This window comes from Rhizobium sp. P44RR-XXIV (genome assembly GCF_001999485.2).
In the GTDB taxonomy this organism is placed as follows: domain Bacteria; phylum Pseudomonadota; class Alphaproteobacteria; order Rhizobiales; family Rhizobiaceae; genus Rhizobium.
The window spans coordinates 449,819-466,334 of the sequence record NZ_MPVZ02000029.1 but is presented as its reverse complement, the minus strand read 5'-3'; the positions used below and the strand labels follow the sequence as shown (position 1 = coordinate 466,334).

Sequence of the window (16,516 nt, the reverse complement as noted above, 5' to 3'; positions counted from 1 at the left end):
CCATGTCCGCTAGCGCTGCTTCAGGACGACCGCTTGCCGGTATTGCCCGATATGGCCTCATCGTCGCGCTGATCGCCGTCTTCTCGCTGTTTTCGGCATTGGCGCCGACATTCCTCAGCCCCGGCAACCTGCAGAGTATTCTCGTCAACAATTTCACGCTACTCGCCATCGTCTCCATCGCCATGACCTTTGCGGTTGCGGCTGGTGGTATCGATCTTTCTGTGGGAACGGCGGTCGACTTTGCGAGTTTTGCTTTCGTTTCCAGCATTCTGGCTGGGGTGCCTGTGCCTTTGGCTGCTCTGGCGGGCCTTGGCGCCGGGGCACTGGTCGGGGCGTTCAACGCCGTGCTGATTTCCGGGATCGGCGTATCGCCATTCCTGGCAACGCTTGGAACGCTGTTCATCGGCCGCAGCATCCAGCAACTGCTGACCGATGGCGGCAATCCGGTCTATCTGCCTCCGTCAGGCGTGCCCGAAGCATTTCGTTTTATCGGACATGGAACGCTCGGCACTATTCCCGTGCCGCTTCTGATCGCAGGCGTCATCATCGCCGGTGCCGCATTGCTGTTTGCGAGGATGCGCTTCGGGCGCGTGGTTCTGGCGATTGGTATCCAGCCGCGGACGGTGCGCTATTCGGGCATTGGGCTTAGAGCCCATGTCGCCGCCACCTTCATTCTCGCCGGCATCATCGCCGCCTTTGCCGGGTTGATCCTGACGGCGACGGTAACGGTCTATATCCCTTCCTCCGGCAACGGCTTCATGCTGAACGCCATCGGCGCCACCTTCATCGGCACGACCTTTTCGCCGCTCGGCCGGCCGAATGTCGCCGGCACGGTGCTCGGTGTGCTGCTTTTGAGCATCGTCGCGAACGGCCTGCTGCTGACCGGCCTGAACTTCTACTGGCAGCAGGTCGGCACAGGATTGCTGATCTTCGCAGTGCTCGCCTTCAGCTTCGTCAACAAGAAAGCCGTCGGCGCCTGAGTGCGGCCGATCCACATCATGCAGGAATAACAACATGACCCGCGAAATCAGGCTCAATGCCTTCGACATGAACTGCGTCGGACACCAGTCGCCCGGCCTGTGGCGCCACCCGCGCGACAAGTCCTGGACCTACAAGGACATGGACTACTGGGTCCATCTGGCAAAGACGCTGGAGCGCGGCAAGTTCGACGGGCTGTTCATCGCCGACGTGCTCGGCGTCTACGATGTGCAGAACGGAAGTGTCGACGCGGCGTTGCGCCATTCCGCGCAGGTGCCGGTCAATGATCCGCTGCAACTTATCCCGACCATGGCCTATGAGACCGAGCATCTTGGCTTCGGCCTGACCGCCTCGCTCTCCTTCGAGCATCCCTACACCTTCGCGCGGCGTATCTCGACACTTGACCACCTGACCAAGGGGCGTGTCGGCTGGAACATCGTCACATCCTATTTGAACAGCGGCGCGCTGAACATCGGCCAGTTGGTGCAGACGCAGCATGATGACCGCTACGGCCTGGCGGAGGAATATCTCGAAGTCTGTTACAAGCTCTGGGAAGGCAGCTGGGAAGACGATGCCGTCATTCGCGACCGGGAAAAAGGCATTTTCACCCGGCCGGAGAAGGTTCATCCCATTCGTCATTCCGGCAAGCATTTCACCGTTCCCGGCATCCATTTGAGCGAACCATCGCCGCAGCGGACACCGGTGCTTTATCAGGCAGGCGCTTCCAGTCGTGGCAAGGACTTCGCCGGCGCGCATGCGGAATGCATCTTCGTGGCGGCTCCCTCGAAGCCGGTACTGAAGCGCTATGTCGCCAATGTTCGCGAGGCAGCCGAGCGTGCCGGACGCAATCCGCGCGAAATTCTCGCCTTCAACCTCCAGACTGTGATCCTCGGCGAGACCGATGCCGAAGCGCAGCGCAAGTTCAACGAATATCGCCAGTACGCCTCCTTCGAAGGCGCGCAGACGCTGATATCAGGCTGGACCGGCATTGATTTCGGCCAGTTCTCGCCCGACGAGGTGCTTCGCCACCGCCATACCAACGCCGTGCAGTCCGCAGTCGAGACCTTCACCACGATCGATCCGAACAAGGAATGGACCGTGCGCGAAATGGCGGACTGGGTCGGCATCGGCGGCTTCGGCCCGGTCTTCGTCGGCTCGCCGCAAACCGTCGCCGACCTGATGCAGGAATGGATAGAGGATACCGATGTCGACGGCTTCAATCTGGCCTATGCCGTGACGCCTGAAAGCTTCGAGGATGCTGTGGATCTCCTAGTGCCCGAACTGCAGAAGCGCGGCGTCTACAAGACAGACTATCGCCCGGGAACACTACGCGAAAAGCTTGGCGGCGGCGGACCGAGGCTTGTCGCACCGCATCCGGCAACCGGCTACCGCAATCTCCGCGATGTCGTAGCGCAAGCGTCTTAAATCCGGCCTGCAATATTCAGAGCTCAAAAAAGGGCTCTGAAAGCACATCTTCCAGATCGGCCCTCGCCTGCGGCGACAAATAGGGACGCAAGAGGCTCGCAACCTGGCTCAGCCCCCAGTGGACATGCTGCGGGCCGAGATCGTGAACGCCTTCCTGCAGGCCGAGATAGACGGCCCAATAGGTCGAGACGATCCACATATTGGTCAATAGCGGCTTGCGGTCATCAGCGGAGACACTGATCAAGCCGAAACTTTCCATGCGCTGAAAGATGATATCGACCGAAAGACGCATGCCGGCACTGACGGCGAGGATTGGGTCTCGCAACGCTGGCGCCGTCGCCAACAAGCCTGGAATATCGCGAAACAGGAAGCGATAGGCCCAGACCAGCGCGAACCATTTGCGCAGAAAGCCGGCATAGGCCTTCGAGTCCGCTCCCTGCACCGCGTCCGCTTCGGTGACAACGGTCAGCGCATCGGCCTCGAAACGGGCGAAGAGGGCCAGCACCAGCGACTCCTTAGTGCGGAAATGATAATAGAGATTGCCCTGATTGATATGGACGGCCTTGGCGATCTCGGCCGTTGTTACCGATTCCGGGCCTTTTTGATTGAAGAGCGACAGTGTCGAAACAAGGATGCGCTCGCGGGTATCGGGCTTTGTTGCCGAGCCCGTTCTCTTGCCTTTGTTGTCCGACACGCTTTTTTTCCTCTTGAATGCCTAAGGTAATCACCTTACTTCTTTTAAGGTAAATGCCTTAATGTCGATCTACAGGCATTCGTGAAGCTGAACAAGGAGGCCGAAGGATGAATGCAGGCGTAAACACGGCCGATCTATCGCCAGGCGCATTTCCGCTGACCCCACGCTCGATGCCGCATGTGCTTCTTTCGCTGATCCGCAATCCCCTGGATGCGCTGCCGCCCGAGATCTTCAGGGAGCCGATCGTCTTCACTCAAATGGGTGGAAAGCTGCGGGTCTATCTCGCCGATCCCGAGCTGATCTATCAGGCTCTCGTCCGCAATTCAGACGCGCTCGGCAAGGGCGAGGATGTTCGCCGCCTGCTCGGCCCGGCGCTTGGCGACGGCATTTTGACCTCGGACGGCGCGCATTGGAAATGGCAGCGCCAATCCGTGGCCGGTGCCTTTCGCCACGAAAAGCTCCTGGAACTCCAGCCGGCCATGATTGCGGCGGCCGAGCGCAGGCGCGATCTTTGGCTCACCCACAAAGACGGCACCTTCGACCTGTGCCAGGAAATGATGCGCACCACTTTCGATATTATCGTCGAGACAATGATGTCGGGCGGCGATGGCATCGATGTCGACCGGGTCGAGCGCAACATCACCAACTATCTCAAGCCGACCGGCTGGAAATTCGCGTTGGGCCTTGTCGGAGCACCGGACTGGATGCCTCACCCCGGTAAAGAGAAGGCAAAGTCGGCCGTCATCTTCCTGCGCGCGACGCTTGGCAAGGTGATCGCCGAGCGCCGGCGCAGCGGTATCGAACGCCACGACCTCGTTTCCATGCTTCTTGGCGCAGCCGATCCGGAAACGGGCCGCACGATGACCGATGAAGAGATCATCGACAATCTGATGACCTTCATCACCGCAGGACATGAGACGACGGCGCTCGGCCTTGCCTGGACACTCCATCTTCTTGCCCGTCATCCGGACTATCAGGCGAGGCTCTTCGAGGAGATCGCCACCGTGACCGGTGGCGGTCCTCTCCTTTCCGAACATGTCGGCAAGCTCACCTATGCCAGACAGGTCTTTTCGGAGGCCATGCGGCTTTACCCGCCGGCGCCGATCATCTCGCGCGCCGCCGTACGCGACTTCACCCTTGGCGCCTATACGATCCCGGCCGGCACGATCCTCTATGTGCCGATCTATGCCGTGCATCGTCACGCCGCCATCTGGGAGGATCCGCTGGTCTTCGACCCCGAGCGTTTCGAACCCGAGACCGCCAAGAGCCGCCACCGCTTCGCTTTCATGCCCTTCGGCGCCGGCCCGCGCGTCTGCATCGGCAATGGCTTTGCCATGATGGAAGCCGTCGCGATCCTTGCCGTCCTGCTGCAGAGATTCCGCGTGACCGGCCCGGACGAACCTTCCCCCAAGCCAATCATGAAAGTCACCTTGCGGCCGATGCACCCCCTACCGATCCATCTCGTCGAACGATAGGCGGCGAAACACCCTATTTCGGACACAAGGCAAGTTGAGGTTCGCTCCACATATCATGGAGATGAGCATGCGCCTGTTGCTGTCTGCCCTCTTTTCGGTGCTTGCCATCACCGCTGCCATTGCCGCACCCTCGATCAAAACAGATCAGGCGGCCATGAAACTGGGGCGAGGCGTCAACGTTCTCGGTTATGACCCACTCTGGACCGATGCCGGGAAAGCCCGTTTCAAGCCCACCTACTATAAGATGCTGCATGACAGCGGCTTTCAGAACATCCGGGTCAATCTGCAAGCCTTTTCGCATATGGATTCATCCGACCGCCTCGATGCGCAATGGATCGCAAAGCTTGATGAGGTGGTGAAACAGGCGACCGGAGTGGGCCTGAAAGTCATCATCGACGAGCACGACTATCGCGGCTGCGCAGAGGATGCCGAGAATTGCAGATCGAAGCTGCTCGCTTTCTGGAACCAGATCGCGCCGCGCTACAAGGACGAACCCGATACAGTTCTCTTCGAGATCCTGAACGAGCCGAACAAGGCGATAACCCCGGATATCTGGAATGGGCTGCTGCGCGACGCTTTAGCCGTTATCCGCAAGACCAACCCAAATCGCAGCGTGGTGATCGGGCCGGCAAATTCCAACAACTTCCATTCGCTCGACAAGCTGTCGCTGCCGGAAGACGACCGCAACATCATCGTGACGGTCCACTATTACGATCCCTTCGCCTTCACCCATCAAGGTGCCACCTGGACGAATCCGAGCCGTGAAAAGCTGATCGGCGTCACATGGGGCACTCCTGCCGAGCGCGAACAGATCACCCGAGACTTTTCAACGATCGCCGCATGGTCCCACAGCCATAACCGCACGATATTGCTCGGTGAGTTCGGCGCCTACGACAAAGGCGACATCGCATCGCGAACGGCATGGACCGCAAGTGTCGCGCGGGCAGCCGAGAGCAACCATTTCGCCTGGAGCTATTGGCAATTCGAAGGCAGCTCGGCGCTTATGATGTCGTCAAGGACAAATGGGTCGAGCCGATCTACCAGGCGCTGATGTCAAAGCCGCAGAACTGAATTGGGGCGCAAGGCGCTGCCTTCGCATCGCGCCTTGCGCCCCAAGAGTTAGAGTCCGACCTCAGCCGCCCCAGCTGCGTTCGAGGACACGGATCCAGTTTTCATGGGCGATGTTTCTGATGGCTTGATCGTCAAAACCATGGGCGCGCAGGGCGTCGATCAGCTTCGGCAGGCCGGCGGCGTCGCCAAGCGCCTGCGGGATGGTCGTGCCGTCGAAATCGGAGCCGAGCGCCACATGCTCCATGCCAACCCGCTCGGCAATGTAGGCGATATGGCGAACGAGGAGTTCAATGGGCGTATCGGCATTTCTGGTGCCGTCGTCGCGCAGGAACAGCACGCCGAAATTGATGCCGACCAGACCGCCCGTGTCGCGGATGGCATCGAGCTGCTTGTCCGTCAGGTTGCGGCTGTGGGGCGAAATCGCGTGTGCGTTGGAATGCGAGGCAACCAGCGGCGCATCCGACAGCTTCGCAATATCCCAGAAGCCTTGCTCATTCATGTGTGAAAGGTCGATCATGATCCGCAATTCGTTGCAGGCGCGGATCAAATCCTTGCCGGCATCGCTGAGACCAGGCCCGATATCCGGTGTCGAACGGAAACGGAAAGGTACGCCATAGGCAAAGACGTTCGGTCGGCTCCATACAGGACCGAGCGTGCGCAGGCCGGCTTGATGCAGGACATAGAGCGCATCGAGATCCGCCGCGATCGCCTCTGCCCCTTCGATATGGAACACCGCGGCAAACCGGCCGTCTGCAATGGAGCTTCGAATGTCAGCAGCAGAGCGGCAAACCTTCACGGCGCCATCGGAGTGAGCTTCGATCGCTAGAAGAAGGCGAAACATCGCCAGCGTCTCGTTCAGTGCGTCCGGCTGGGAAGGCGTTGGGAAATCGGCATTCTCGGCGCGGGGCTGATCCGGAGACGGGATGAACACTGCGCAGAGGCCGCCCGCAAGACCGCCCTGCCGCGAACGCGGCAGATCGATATGCCCCGCACTCTCGCCTTGCAGAAAGGCATTGACGGAATTCAAGCCGTCGCGGCGCAGCCGCAGCAACACATCATTATGGCCATCGAAGACGGGGATTATCGAAGATTCGGTCATGTGCCATTCCAAAAACTGTTATCGATACCTGCCTAGGCAAGCTTACCTGCCTCGGCAAATGCAAACCGCGCATAGGGTCTGCGAAAAACGGAATTAGTCGCTCGCAAGACGCGCTGTTAGAGAAGCTAGCGAAAATACGATAGCGACAGAACCGTACCAAGTCCCGCCATGCTTGGGATAGAGCTGTTGTCAAAAGAGTGAAAGGGGATTTCGCGTGGTTTCCAGACGTCAGTTTCTCATCGGCAGCGGCACGCTGCCGTTCCTGTCCTATCTCGATCTTGCACAGACGGCATTCGCCGCGACGCCGAAAGACGTGCTTGTCGTAGCCCAGCAGCTCGACAACATGACGAGCCTCGATCCGCATGAAAGCTTCGAAGCCGTCGGCGGCGAAGTGATCAGCAACATGTATCAAAAGCTGGTCCATCCCAACACCGATGATCCCTCCAAGGTCGATCCGGCGTTGGCTGCATCCTGGCAGGCAGATGCGGACAGCAAGGTCTTCACCTTCAAGCTCGCCAAGGCAAGCTTCGCCAGCGGCGCGCCGGTGACGGCAGAGGACGTCGCCTTCTCGCTGCAGCGTGCGATCAAGATGAACAAGGGCGCGGCCTTCATCATCAATCAGTTCGGTTTCACGGCAGAGAATGTCGAAGGCCGGATCGTCGCGACCGATGCCGAAACGCTGACCCTGACCACCGAAAAGCCCACGGCGATCGCCTTTCTGCTCTATTGCCTCTCGGCCAATATCGCCGCCGTGGTCGAAAAGAAGACGGTGCTCGCCAATGAAGCTAATGGTGATATGGGCAATGCCTGGCTGCAGAAAAACAGCGCCGGCTCGGGCAGCTTCCAGCTTCAGGCCTGGAAGGCGAGCGAGTCCGTGGCGCTCACGCTTAACCCGCATGGCCCTTATAAGGGCAATCTGAAGCGCGTCATCCTGCGCCATGTTACCGATCCCGCCTCGCAGCTCCTGATGCTGAAGAAGGGCGACGCGGATATCGCCCGCGACCTGACTTCGGAACAGCTGCGCACCATCCATGACGATGCTGATTTTACGCTGGTCACCAAGAGCATTGCCTCGCTGGTGCTCATCTCCCTCAACCAGGGTGTGCCGAACCTGGCAAAGCCGCAGGTCTGGCAGGCCGTCAAATGGGCGCTCGACTACAAGGGCATGCAGGAAAACATCGTGCCGCTGACCCACAAGGTTCACCAGAGCTTCGAGCCGGAAGGCTTCCCGGCAGCGATCAGCGACACGCCGTTCCAGAAGGATGTGGCCAAGGCGAAGGCATTGATGGCCGAAGCCGGGCTTGCCGATGGCTTCGACGTGACCATGGATCATTACGCCGCCCAGCCCTATCCGGACCTCGCCCAGGCTATCCAGGCAAACCTTGCCGAGATCGGCATTCGCGTGAAGCTGCAGTCGGCCGAAAACCGGCAGGTGCTGACGAAGATGCGCGGCCGCCAGCACGAGATGGCTCTTTCCGCCTGGGGCACGGACTATTTCGATCCGAATTCCAACGGCGAAGTCTTCACTATCAACAAGGACAATTCCGACGACGCCAAGAGCAAGCCCTTCCTGTGGCGCTCGCGCTACAAGAACGACGACTTCGCCGCCAAGGCGGAAGCCGCCCGCGACGAGAAGGACCCGGCCAAACGTATCGCCCTCTATGAGGAACTACAGCGCGAGCACATGCAGAACAGCCCCTTCGCCTTCATGTTCCAGACGGTGAAGACGGCAGCATGCCGCAAGGCCGTATCCGGCTTCCAGCTCGGCGCTCTTTCGGAAGCCAATTCCTATCAGGAGACCAGTAAGGCTTGACCCGGCGGCTCAAATCCTTTTCCGCCATCCTGAGCAGCATCGTGTTGACGCTGCTCGGGCTGACGGTCGTCACCTTCCTGATCGGCCGCGTCATGCCGGTCGATCCGGTCATTGCTGCCGTCGGCGACAATGCGCCGGAGGCCGTGGTCATCCGCGTGCGGGCCGAAATGGGCCTCGACCAGCCCCTTCCGGTGCAGTTCCTGCACTATCTGGACCAGCTTCTGCATGGCGATCTCGGCATGTCGGTGCTGACGAAGAACCCGGTGTCGCAGGATATCGCCCGCTTCTTTCCGGCGACTTTCGAACTGGCAACCGCGGCACTCATTCTCGCCGCCATCATCGGCATTCCGCTTGGCGTCTGGGCGGCTGTCCGGCAGGGAACCATTACGGATCAGGCGATCCGCGTCGTTTGCCTTGCCGGCCATTCCATTCCGGTTTTCATGCTGTCCCTCATCTCGCTGCTGATCTTCTATTCGGCGCTCGGCATTGCGCCGGGGCCCGGGCGGCAGGACATCATTTATGACGGAATGATCACGCCGGTCACTGGACTGCTCTCAGTGGACACGCTGCTTGCCGGCGATCTCGATGCCTTCTGGGATGCGCTTGCCCACATGGCGCAGCCGGTCTGCATCCTCGCTTATTTCAGCATGGCCTACATTGCCCGCATGACACGCGCCTTCATGATCGACGCCCTGAAGGGTGAATTCGTCATCACCGCGCGCGCCAAGGGCCTGTCGCTCAGCAGGGTGATCTGGGGCCACGCCTTCCCGACCGTCGCCGTGCAACTGGTGACCGTGCTGGCGTTGACCTATGCCGGCCTGCTGGAGGGCGCCGTCGTCACCGAAACGGTGTTTTCCTGGCCCGGCATCGGCCAGTATCTGACCGCCTCGCTGATGAACGGCGACATGAACCCGGTCATCGGCACCACACTCCTGATCGGCATCATCTATGTGGGGCTCAACCTCGTCGCCGATCTCCTTTATCGTCTGCTGGACCCGAGGGTGCGATGATGCTGGCAACCTTCCGCAATTGGGCACTCGATGAGTCCCCCACCTCCCGACGCCAGGCGGCCTGGGGCGATCGCTATCGCATCTGGCTGGGCTTGAAGGGCAACGCACTCGGCATGATCGGCCTGTCGATCATCCTGCTGTTCATCCTGCTGGCGCTTTTTGCGCCGTGGCTCGCCACGCACGATCCTGCCACACAGGATTTGGCCAACCGGCTTGCCAAACCGAGCGCAGTCCACTGGCTCGGTACCGACGAGCTCGGGCGCGACATCTACTCGCGCCTGCTCTTTGGCGGCCGCGTCACGCTCGGCATGGTCATCGCCGTGGTCGTGCTCGTCGCCCCGATCGGTCTCGCCATCGGTTGCATCGCCGGCTATTTCGGCGGCGTGGTCGATACGGCGCTGATGCGGCTCACCGACATCTTCCTCGCCTTCCCCCGGCTGGTGCTGGCGCTTGCCTTCGTGGCAGCCCTGAAGCCGGGCGTCGAAAGCGCGGTGCTCGCGATCGCACTCACCGCCTGGCCGCCCTATGCCCGGCTGGCGCGCGCCGAAACCCTGACCGTGCGCGGCGCCGATTTCATCGCAGCCTATCGTCTCACAGGTGCCTCCTCCTGGCGCATCATCATGCGCCATATCGCGCCATTGTGCATGCCGAGCCTCATCGTTCGCGTCACGCTCGACATGAGCTCCATCATCATCACGGCAGCCAGCCTCGGCTTCCTCGGCATGGGCGCGCAACCGCCTTCGCCGGAGTGGGGCGCGATGATCGCGACTGCAAAGCGCTTCATCTTCGAACAGTGGTGGGTTGCGACCATCCCCGGCATCGCCATCTTCCTCGTCTCGCTCGCCTTCAATTTCTTGGGCGATGCGCTGCGTGACGTGCTCGATCCGAAGGGAAACTGATCCATGCTGGTCGAGATCGACAATCTGCGCATCGGCTTCAAGACGCGAACCGGCTTCGCCCCGGCCGTGAAGGGCGTGTCGCTGCGCCTCGGAGCCGAGAAGCTCGGCATCGTCGGCGAAAGCGGCTCCGGCAAGAGCCTGACAGCGCGCGCACTGATGAAACTCCTGCCAAGGCAGACCCGCATCGAGGCCGACAAGCTTTCCTTCGACGGCATCGACATCGTGTCGGCCAGCGAAAAGCAGATGCGCACCATCCGCGGCAAACGGGCAGGCTTCATCCTGCAGGACCCGAAATACTCGCTGAATCCGGTGAAGACCATCGGCAATCAGGTTGCCGAGTCATGGCGCACGCACAAGGGCGGCAGTCGCCGGGAGGCAGCGGAAGCCGCCGCCAATCTGCTGGAGCAGGTCAAGATCCGCAATCCGAAAGCAGTCGCAGCTTCCTATCCGCATGAAGTCTCCGGCGGCATGGGCCAGCGCGTCATGATCGCGATGATGCTCGCTCCCGATCCGGAACTGCTGATCGCCGACGAACCCACCAGTGCGCTGGACGCGACGGTGCAGGCCGAGATCCTGCGGCTAATCGAGGAGCTTGTCTCTGAGCGCTCCATGGGATTGATGCTTATCAGCCACGACCTGCCGCTCGTCTCGCATTTCTGCGACCGAGTGGCGGTCATGTATTCCGGGCGCGTCGTCGAGGAGCTGAAGGCATCGGAACTCCTGTCCGCAGCCCATCCCTATACGCGCGGTCTCCTCAACTGCATTCCTTCGCTGACGCATCCAAGAGAGCGGCTGCCCATTCTCGCGCGTGATCCGGAGTGGCTGAAATGACGATAGAGATCGACAATCTGCGCATACGCTTTGGCGAGCGTGAAGTCGTCAAGGGCGTTTCCTTCAAGGTCGAGGAAGGCGGCAGCTTCGGCATCGTCGGCGAAAGCGGCTCCGGCAAATCGACCGTATTACGCGCCATGGCAGGCCTCAACACCAGCTGGATGGGACGCATCGCCTTTGCTGGCGAAGCCGCTCCGCAGCGCCGCACACCGGATTTCTTTCGCAAGGTGCAGATGGTTTTTCAGGACCCCTACGGTTCCCTGCATCCACGCCAGACGATCGACCGCATTTTGAGCGAGCTGCCGCTCGTGCATCGTATGGGCGATGTCGACCAACGCATCGCCAGGGCGCTTTCGGACGTGGCGCTGCCGCAGAGTGCACGCTTTCGCTATCCGCACCAGCTTTCCGGCGGCCAGCGCCAGCGTGTCGCCATCGCTCGCGCCCTGATCGCCGATCCCAGGATCCTGTTGCTCGATGAGCCGACGAGCGCGCTCGACGTGTCGGTTCAGGCCGAGATCCTCAACCTGCTCTCCGATCTGCGTGTCGAGCGGAAGCTCACCTATGTGATGGTCAGCCACAATCTGGGCGTGATCGCCCATCTCTGCACTGATGTCGGCGTCATGATCGATGGCCAGATGGTCGAGCAGGTCACGGCCGACGATCTGCGGCGCGGCAATGTCACCCACCCCCATACGCAGGAACTGCGCCGTCTGAGCATCGAGTTCGAGGAAGCCGAACCGGTCTAATCTGCATTTGCGAGGCATGCATGTCTGAAACGGGAAACTGGAAGGCGGCGCAGTCCTGCGCGAGCCGATTCACGCAGAATTGGGGCAAGGACGAGCCAGGTGGCGCCGTCATCGGCTTCGATGCGCATGGCATTCGTTTTGCTGAGGCCGGCGGCGTGGAAAGCCTTTCGACGCTCGCACCCTTTACTGCGGCTAGCGTCGTTCGCTATGCCTCGGTGACGAAACATGCCTTCTGCGCCATGGTGCTGGCCCATTCCGACAAGATCGGTCTCGACGATCCGCTCGGGCAGCATTTGCCGGAACTGCGAGCGCCCCTTCGCGATGTCACCGTCGGCCGCGCGCTCGATATGAGCGGCGGCTTGCCTGACACGCGCGAATGCCTGTCGCTGCTTGGTCTGTCCGTCTATACGGAGACCAAGGCAGGCCCGTTGCTCGATTTTCTGGCGCGTCAGACGCGGCTGAACTATGAGGCAGGCACCGAGATTTCCTATTCCAACACGGGCTACCGGCTCGTGGAAGCCGCACTCGAGCGCCGTGGCGTTTTCTTTCGCGACTATGTTCGCCAGCTGGGTGCACAGGCAGGCGCGGTATTGGACGCTCCTGAAGTTTGGAACGATCCCGTCATCGGCCTGGTGCCGGGATACTGGCGCGACGGCGAGCATTGGCAGCTTTCGGCCGCCGGCCTGCATATTTCCGCCTCCGGCAGCATGACCGGCAGCGGCGAAAGCCTCGCCAAGTGGCTGATTGGCCTCCTCGGTGGCACCGGCTCTTTTTCGGGAGTGCTGGAACAGCTCTCGGCACCACGGCAGCTCGTCGATGGCAGGCCGAGCGGATACAGCCTTGGCTTCCGCCGCACCATTCTCGGCCCACGCTCGCTCATCGGCCACGGCGGCTCGCATCCCGGCTACAAGAGTTACTTCCTACTCGATCCCATTCAGAAAACCGGCTTCGTGGTGGTGTCGAACGGCGAGGATACCAACGGCTACAAGATCGCTCTTGAATCCATGGCAGCATTGACGGGCGAGGCACTGCCCCGCGCTTCGACTGCCCTGCGTGACGGCACCTATGTGACGGAGAGCGGGCCGTGGTGGATCAAGGTCGCCGGCAGCACGGTGACCTATCTCGATGCCGACGAAACGGTATATGAGGATGAAGGATCATGGGTTTCCTCGCGCTCGGCCTCCTCGCCAATGCGCCTGACCATGCAGTGTGAGGCGATTGTCGGAGAGATCGGACACGCCGAGCGGCGGTTCCTGCCCGTCGAAGAGCAGGCTGTGCCGACTTCGCTGTCGGGGGTCTGGAACTCTTCTGAAGGTGCGTGCTTCGAAATCGACAATGGCAGCGTCATCATGGGTGTCGGCCCGGTGCGCCATCGCATGGCCCTGCAGGCGCTCGGCTCCGGACGCTTCCTCTTCACCCTCAAGGACGGTCCCTGGACCAAGCGGGTCTGCCTCAATCTCCTTGACGGGGATCGGCTGGAACTGGTGCTTGCCCGCGCCAGAATGATCGAATATCGCCGCGCAAGCTGATTGCATTCCCGGCCCATTCGGGCCAAGGAGAACCCGGCTTTGATAGCCGGTTTCTTTCGGGAGCTTCGAGTGGAAGTCAAATGGCTTGAAGATTTTCTGGCGCTGGCGCGGACGCTGAACTTTTCCAAGGCCGCCGATGAGCGTCATGTGACGCAATCGGCCTTCAGCCGCCGCATCCGACAGCTGGAGGGCTGGGTAGGCGCGAGCCTGATCGACCGGGCCACCTATCCATCGCGGCTCACGGCGGCGGGTGAACGGTTCGTGCCGGTGGCCGAGCAGACCTTGCAGGCGCTCTACCAGGCACGGCGCAATCTTCAGCATGAGGATGGCACCGATGCGCGCACCGTGACCTTGACGGCGCTGCATACCCTCTCCTTCACCTTCTTTCCCGATTGGCTAAGCCGGCTCAACGCGAGCATCGGACCCATCGTCTCGCACATGCGGCCGGACTCCGGCACCATGGAAGAGAACCTGAATTCCCTCATCGATGGGGATTGCGATTTCCTGCTGACCTATCAGCACCTGCATGTGCCGATGCTGCTCGACCCGCAATTCGAACATCACACGCTTGGCCGCGAAACCATCCTGCCGGTCAGCGCCGCGAATGCGGACGGCTCGCCGCTGCATCGTATCGAACCCGGCTTCTGCCATGTCAGCTATCAGAAGACATCCTTCTTCGGGCAGCTGGTGGCTGGTGTCATTGGCGAGCGTCTGCCAGCGGAAAACCGCGTGCATGTCGGCAGCATGTCTGTGGGGTTGAAGGGCATGGTCGCCGCCGGCTTCGGCCTGGCCTGGATCCCGGAAAGCCTTGTCAGCGCCGAACTTGCCGACGGTCGGCTCGTGCATGCCGCCGATCGCGAATGGAATATAGACGTGGAAATCCGCCTCTATCGCTCGCGCGAAAATCGCCGTCCGATCGTCGGGCGCATCTGGTCGATGCTGGACTGATCCCGACGATCGGACGACCCTTGCGGCAGCTCAGATCGCGGTGCGCCGCGCGTTTTCCATGTAGAGGGTGCGCAGGCGCTTGAACATCGGCCCGGGCGTCCCGTTCCCGATGTCGACACCATCGATGTTGGTAATAGAGACGATAAAATTCGATGCGCTTGTCAGCCAGGCCTCGGCAGCCGCCTTCGCCTCCTCTACCGAGAACGGCCTTTCTTCCAGCACCAGGCCCGCTTCGCGCGCCAGATCCAGGACGGCGCGCCTCGTGCATCCCGGCAGGGTCGCGTGGCTATTGGCGCGGGTGATGATGCGGCCGTCGCGCGTCACGATGTAACCCGTCGACGACGCGCCCTCCGTCACCATGCCGTCCTCGACCAGCCAGGCTTCATCGAAGCCCTCTGCCTTGGCGGCGCGCTTGGCCAGCACCTGCGGCAGCAGGCCGACGCTCTTGATATCCCGCCGCGCCCAACGCTGATCCGGCATTGACTTTACCTTGAGGCCCTTTTCCACGGCAGCAACATGTTCGAGCGTCTTTGCCTGCGTGAAGAGCACCAGCGTCGGCTGCAAATCCTCGGAATAGAAGAAATTCCGGTCCTCGGCGCCACGGGTGTACTGGAGATAGACCATCCCTTCGACAAGCTGGTTTTCCTCCACGAGACGCTTCTCGATCGCCACGATCTCGTCTGTCGTAATGGGCAAGTGGCCGCCTATTTCCCGGACGCTGCGCTCCAGCCGGGCCATGTGCAAAGCGCTGTCGATCAACTTGCCGTCCAGTACGGCTGTAACCTCATAGATGCCGTCGCCGAACAGGAAACCTCGGTCGAAGATGGACAGATGCGCCTCATTCTCTGGCAAGAAGGCACCATTGAGATAGACGGTGCGGATCGTCGGGGCAGACATGGAAACTCCGTATGATGCGAGCTGAAAAAATGACGGTCAGCGATGACTTGGATGGGGAAGACTGATGGCATCGACAGTCGAGCTCTTGCCGGTCGCGGCGTTAAAGCCCGTCGTCGTGGTTGCCATGGCGAGAGAATTGAGGATTGCCTCTTCCGTGGCTTCGATCGCAGCTTCAAACAGCGGCGAGACGGCATCGTTGCCCAATGTCGGGATCGCACTGACGCCCTTGCGGCGTTCGGGAGTGCGCCGCACCGCCTCGGCCGTCGAAAAGGCCAGCGCATAGTCGCCCGAACCATTGCTTAATGCCGCTCCTGTGCGGGCAAGGCCGCCAAAGCAACGGCGCGCCAGTCTTTCCAGATTGCGCGGACAGAGCGGAGCATCGGTCGCAAGCACGATGACGATGGAGCCGTCCTTGTCGTGCTCGCTCAACGCGGCGTAGTCGCGCCCGGCGACGACAAGGCGACCGCCGTAGTTCGATTGGACGAGAACGCCGAGCCGATAGGTCTCGCCACCGACAGGCACGAGGCGCGAGCTGGTTCCCATGCCGCCCTTCAGGCTGAAGGCAACCGTGCCCGTTCCAGCGCCGACAGCGCCCTCCTCGACCGGGCCCGACGTCGCGGTATCGATCGCCAGTCGAATTTCATCGACGCGCGGACGTGCCGCCCGGATATCGTTGAGGCGTGAATCGTTGGTCTCGCCAACCACCGCGTTGATCGATACCACCTTCTCATTGCCCGGCTGAGCGAGGGTATGGCTGATGATGGCTTCGATGCCTCGCCCGACCGCCAGCGTGTTGGTCAACACGATCGGCGTCTCGATCTCGCCAAGCTCGACGATCTGGGTGGAGCCGGCGAACTTGCCGAAGCCATTAAAGACTGCAAATCCGGCCGGGACCTTGTCTTGGAACAGATTGCCGCCATGCGGCAGGATCGCCGTTGCGCCCGTGCGCGTGCGCTCACCTTCATGGCATGTGACATGCCCTACACGCAGGCCGTCGACATCGGTGATCGCGTTTAGCGGCCCAGGCGCGAAATGCCCGGGCGCAAAGCCAAGTTCACGGATTCTATGGCGCTTTTGGTCCATTACTCATGCCTCATAAAG

At 61.2% G+C, this 16,516-nt stretch carries 15 protein-coding genes; 11 read left to right on the top strand and 4 right to left on the bottom strand.

Annotated features, from left to right (window positions below):
* Positions 1 to 2 precede the first annotated feature (2 nt).
* Positions 3 to 980 carry an ABC transporter permease gene (locus BSK43_RS28260; RefSeq protein ID WP_077468055.1) on the top strand — a complete coding sequence of 326 codons (978 nt, stop codon included), beginning with the start codon at positions 3 to 5 and terminating at the stop codon, positions 978 to 980.
* 34 nt (positions 981 to 1,014) lie between these two features.
* The gene (locus BSK43_RS28255) at positions 1,015 to 2,403 is read left to right on the top strand and encodes an LLM class flavin-dependent oxidoreductase (RefSeq protein WP_077468054.1); all 1,389 of its coding nucleotides are present in this window, start codon (positions 1,015 to 1,017) and stop codon (positions 2,401 to 2,403) included.
* A gap of 16 nt (positions 2,404 to 2,419) precedes the next feature.
* On the opposite strand, the gene BSK43_RS28250 is transcribed toward BSK43_RS28255, so the two are convergent.
* Complete coding sequence (locus tag BSK43_RS28250) at positions 2,420 to 3,097, bottom strand: TetR/AcrR family transcriptional regulator (RefSeq protein ID WP_077468053.1); 678 nt, start codon at positions 3,095 to 3,097, stop codon at positions 2,420 to 2,422.
* 107 nt (positions 3,098 to 3,204) lie between these two features.
* Between BSK43_RS28250 and BSK43_RS28245 the strand changes: the two genes are divergently transcribed.
* Together BSK43_RS28245 and BSK43_RS28240 are read left to right on the top strand one after the other, a co-directional pair.
* The gene (locus tag BSK43_RS28245; protein ID WP_077468052.1) at positions 3,205 to 4,572 is read left to right on the top strand and encodes a cytochrome P450; all 1,368 of its coding nucleotides are present in this window, start codon (positions 3,205 to 3,207) and stop codon (positions 4,570 to 4,572) included.
* Positions 4,573 to 4,639: 67 nt separating this feature from the next.
* Positions 4,640 to 5,623 carry a glycoside hydrolase family 5 protein gene (locus BSK43_RS28240; protein WP_205910670.1) on the top strand — a complete coding sequence of 328 codons (984 nt, stop codon included), beginning with the start codon at positions 4,640 to 4,642 and terminating at the stop codon, positions 5,621 to 5,623.
* An 81-nt stretch (positions 5,624 to 5,704) separates the two neighbouring features.
* Here BSK43_RS28240 and BSK43_RS28235 read toward each other — a convergent pair whose 3' ends face one another.
* On the bottom strand, positions 5,705 to 6,742 hold the full coding sequence (locus tag BSK43_RS28235; RefSeq protein WP_077468051.1) for a dipeptidase: 1,038 nt from the start codon (positions 6,740 to 6,742) through the stop codon (positions 5,705 to 5,707).
* Between the two features lie 214 nt (positions 6,743 to 6,956).
* On the opposite strand from BSK43_RS28235, the gene BSK43_RS28230 reads away from it, so the two are divergent.
* The 7 genes from BSK43_RS28230 (at position 6,957) to BSK43_RS28200 (ending at position 14,518) form a co-directional block, all read left to right on the top strand.
* A complete protein-coding gene (locus BSK43_RS28230) occupies positions 6,957 to 8,555 on the top strand; it encodes an ABC transporter substrate-binding protein (RefSeq protein WP_077468050.1) in 1,599 nt (532 codons plus the stop codon).
* Complete coding sequence (locus BSK43_RS28225) at positions 8,552 to 9,565, top strand: ABC transporter permease (RefSeq protein WP_077468049.1); 1,014 nt, start codon at positions 8,552 to 8,554, stop codon at positions 9,563 to 9,565. The genes BSK43_RS28230 and BSK43_RS28225 overlap by 4 nt, the downstream gene beginning before the upstream one ends.
* Positions 9,562 to 10,464 carry an ABC transporter permease gene (locus BSK43_RS28220; protein ID WP_077468048.1) on the top strand — a complete coding sequence of 301 codons (903 nt, stop codon included), beginning with the start codon at positions 9,562 to 9,564 and terminating at the stop codon, positions 10,462 to 10,464. The genes BSK43_RS28225 and BSK43_RS28220 overlap by 4 nt, the downstream gene beginning before the upstream one ends.
* Before the next feature lie 3 nt (positions 10,465 to 10,467).
* Positions 10,468 to 11,295, top strand: coding sequence for an ABC transporter ATP-binding protein (locus BSK43_RS28215; RefSeq protein WP_077468047.1), 828 nt, complete (start codon positions 10,468 to 10,470; stop codon positions 11,293 to 11,295).
* The gene (locus BSK43_RS28210; RefSeq protein ID WP_077468046.1) at positions 11,292 to 12,041 is read left to right on the top strand and encodes an ABC transporter ATP-binding protein; all 750 of its coding nucleotides are present in this window, start codon (positions 11,292 to 11,294) and stop codon (positions 12,039 to 12,041) included. The genes BSK43_RS28215 and BSK43_RS28210 overlap by 4 nt, the downstream gene beginning before the upstream one ends.
* Before the next feature lie 20 nt (positions 12,042 to 12,061).
* Positions 12,062 to 13,570, top strand: coding sequence for a serine hydrolase domain-containing protein (locus BSK43_RS28205; protein ID WP_077468045.1), 1,509 nt, complete (start codon positions 12,062 to 12,064; stop codon positions 13,568 to 13,570).
* 69 nt (positions 13,571 to 13,639) lie between these two features.
* Positions 13,640 to 14,518, top strand: coding sequence for a LysR substrate-binding domain-containing protein (locus BSK43_RS28200; protein ID WP_077468283.1), 879 nt, complete (start codon positions 13,640 to 13,642; stop codon positions 14,516 to 14,518).
* 30 nt (positions 14,519 to 14,548) lie between these two features.
* On the opposite strand, the gene BSK43_RS28195 is transcribed toward BSK43_RS28200, so the two are convergent.
* Entirely contained in the window at positions 14,549 to 15,415 is an 867-nt protein-coding gene (locus tag BSK43_RS28195) for a D-amino-acid transaminase (protein WP_077468044.1), read from the bottom strand.
* Positions 15,416 to 15,451: 36 nt separating this feature from the next.
* Positions 15,452 to 16,498, bottom strand: a complete 1,047-nt coding sequence (locus tag BSK43_RS28190; protein WP_077468043.1) for a P1 family peptidase — start codon at positions 16,496 to 16,498, stop codon at positions 15,452 to 15,454.
* Between the last annotated feature and the right edge of the window lie 18 nt (positions 16,499 to 16,516).